This window comes from Thiohalocapsa sp. (assembly GCF_019695415.1).
In the GTDB taxonomy this organism is placed as follows: Bacteria; Pseudomonadota; Gammaproteobacteria; order Chromatiales; family Chromatiaceae; genus Thiohalocapsa.
The window spans coordinates 1-3320 of the sequence record NZ_JAIFKJ010000071.1; the positions used below are offsets into that span (position 1 = coordinate 1).

Annotated in this window: 1 protein-coding gene; it reads right to left on the reverse strand. The window is 65.8% G+C overall.

Annotated elements, in window-relative coordinates; translation table 11 throughout:
- Nucleotides 1-875 precede the first annotated feature (875 nt).
- The gene (locus I6U14_RS00865; protein ID WP_296896095.1) at nucleotides 876-3122 is read right to left on the reverse strand and encodes a cation:dicarboxylase symporter family transporter; all 2247 of its coding nucleotides are present in this window, start codon (nucleotides 3120-3122) and stop codon (nucleotides 876-878) included.
- Nucleotides 3123-3320: the final 198 nt, after the last annotated feature.

Genomic DNA, 3320 nt, shown 5'->3' on the forward strand with positions numbered 1-3320 from the left:
CGCCGGCGGTTGGGGCCCCAGCGCCGGCCAACAGGACGTTGCGGCGATGGCGACGGCGCAGGCAAGGGCGGGCGCGAGCATGGCAAGGGGAAAATGGGCAAGGGACATCGGACCTCCAAGATGCTGTTCCGCGGCCTATTCGGCCGTCGTCCGTAGGGTTTGCGCGCGGTGGGACGGGTAGCGCCGGGCAGAGCACCGGTCGACGGACGAAGGCGGCTGCAGCAAGTCTACGCATCCCGAATCGGCGTGTCCGTCGAGTATTGCCCGCCGTCGGATTCCGCGCGGGACCGTGGTCCTGGACCGATGCAGGCCGGACCGCCAGCGTGGAACGCGCCAGCCTTTCCGATCAGCAATGCGTTGGTGCAGCGGGGACGGTTGCGGGGCTCACACCAAACATCGGAAAACACCCTGACCACCCGGAGGCGCTTTCCAGTACCCTCCGCCAATCTCCAAGGCCTGCACCAGCTCGGGCGCTTGGTCGCCAGAACTGGACGGTGCCGAGCAATAGACGACAGTTTTCTTATCGACGCAGCGTTTGGGCTTGGAACGCCGCTTCAGCGAGGATGCGTGACATAGGCCAAACGACGCCACTACTTGGTGCGGTCGTGCTTCCGAGTTGGACCAAATCAGTTCCAGCAGGGGATGGCGCTGTTTGCGGTGCTGGGTCTCCATGGCACTGAAACCAAGTGCCTGGTCGCGCTGGGGCAAGCCCGCCGAGAACAGGGTTTCTGCCTGGCTCGAGTGGCTCTGGTCGAGCTGGGCGCCCGGGGCTCGTGTTTCCTATCCGTCGGTTACGGTCGCCGTCCTTCGGGCCCGGTGCCCGGGCTCCCGCGCTGGTTCCAGGCAATCTGCAGGGTGCTTCGGATTGGAACGGCTCAGTCCACCCAGCCCAGCACGTCCTTGATCACGGACCAGCGCTCGCCGCCCGCCTGGAGGGACTCGCCCAACACCCAGTGGTCGTACAGCGTCTTGAGCCAGCCGGACTGTTCCTCCAGCAGCAACCAGTTGTTGACGTAGGCGAGCATCACCACGTCTTCCCGCGGCAGCGCAAAGGCCACCGGCACCTTGACCACCGGCTTGGGCACGACCACGGAGTAGCTCGGATACAGCAGCGTGTTGGCGGCGCCGATCATGGCCAGGGTCACCAGGGCGTCGGCGGGCTCGGTGTCGGCGCTCTGGAAGAAGTAGTCGTTCAGGGTCTCGATGCGCACGATCTCGGCGTTAGGCACGCCGGCCTTGATCAGGTCCTCGTAGAGGGACAGCCCCTCCAACACGGCGATCCTCAGCTCCGGGTCTTCTCGCAGCTGCTCGACGCTGCCGAAGCGTTTGCGATCGGCGTCCTGCACCACCACGGACAGGCCGTCGCTGATGTAGGGCGTCGAAAAGGCCACCTGGCGGGCGCGCTCCGCGGTGATGGTGAGCCCGGTTGCGATCAGGTCGCAATGGCCCGTCTCCAGGTGCTCGGCGAAGCGGATACGCTCGATGGGGATCAGGTGCAGCTCGACGTCCAGGTCGGCGGCGAGCCGGTGCATCAGCTCGATGTCGTAGCCCACCAGCTCGCCGGACTGGTTAAAGTACGACTGCGGCAGCAGGTCGCCGACGTAGCAGGCGCGCAGCACGTCACGCTCCTTGATGCGATCGAGGGCCGAGACCTCCGGATCGATGGGGTCCGGCTCCGGTGCCGGGTCCGTGAACTCGCTGAACACGGTGGTGCGCCCCCAGGGTTCCTCGCGGAAGGTCATGGCCGCGAGGGCCTCGTCCTTGGTGTAGCGGTTCTCGACGAAGTAGGTGAAAAACAGGTTGATCGCGATCAGCGAGCCGATCAACAGCACCGCGGAACCACCCAGGAAGAGACCGAGCCTAGCCCAGCGCACCTTCAACACCCCGGCGACGGCGGCGGTGACCAGGATCGACAGGGCCACCGTGTGCACGCCGGCCAACAGTGTGCCGAAGCGCCCCGTGAAGACGTCGACGGTGATGAACAGGTTGAACATGTCCGCCGGGATGCGCATCAGGTCCAGCAGGAACGGCAGTGCAATGACCACCTCACCGAAGAAGCTGAACAACCCCGAGACCAGAAAGTTCGGATACTCGCTCAACGGCACCTCACTGCCGGAGAACCAGCCCGCGAACAGCACGAAGGACAATGCGATGAGCTTGCCCAGGTTCGGGATATTGAAGTTGATGGGCGTCACCACGTCGACGACGCCGCTCGACTGCTCACGGTCGACACCATAGCGCGCGAGGATGTCCTTGGTGGACTCGGCCAAAAGCGGCAGCACGATGAGCAGCGAGCCGGTGGCGAACGCCGTCACCAGCGCGTCCTTGGTGGTGACGATGGTCTCTTTGAAGCCCACCGACGTCAGCGCCGAGACCAGCCCCGGCACCACCCAGAAGCTCAGCAGCAGCGCCACGGCCACGTAGGTGGCGATGTACACCTGCACCCGCCCGAACTCCTCGATACCCATGGTGCCGGCGGCGGTGGCGGTGAGCGAGAACACGCCGATGGGCGCGAGCCGGGCGACGAACTGGGCGATCAGCATCAGCGCGTGGGTAAGCTGGTCCAGAAAGTGCACCACCACCAGCTTGTTCTCCAACAGCGAGGTGGCCAAGCCCACGGCGATGGCGAACAGCACGATGGCCGGGATGACCCCATCGGATAGCGATTGGAACGGGTTCGCGGGAATGTAGAGCGCCAGAAAGTCCGTCGGCTCCGGCTCCACGAGCAAGCTGGTGCTGTAGAAGGACGCCGACTCCCAGTCCGGATAGCCGATGGGGATCAGCGCCACGGCGATCAGGATCAGCAGCCAAAAGGCCAGAATCAGGCCGCCGCCCTTAATCGCCAGCAGGCGAATCTGCGCCATCTCCAGCCGCCCGACGGCGGCGATCAGCGAGACCACGATGTACGGGATCACCGTCATCTGCAGCAGCCCGATGAAGATCGAGCCCAGCGGTTCCACGACGACGATGCGCTCGCCGAAGAAGAGCCCGGAGGCGATGCCGAGCACCAGGCCGATGATGACCTGGGCGGAGAGTCCCAGCTTGAGCGGATTCGGCCAGCCGCGCTTGGCCTTGCCGGTGTCGTCGGTGCCGGCAGCGACCGCCTGATCTGACGCGCTCATTCGGCGGGCTCCACCACCGCGGCTGCATCGACCTCCACCCTGTCCTCGCCGGGCACGGCCTCCCAGACCTTGCGGCAGTCGTCGTCCTCGAGCCGCGTCTCGAGCGTGGCGGGGGCAATGCCGAGCCCCGTCTACGGCATGCCCGAATCGCGCTTCCACAGTGGGTTGATCCACAGCACCACCAGCGCCCCCCCCCCC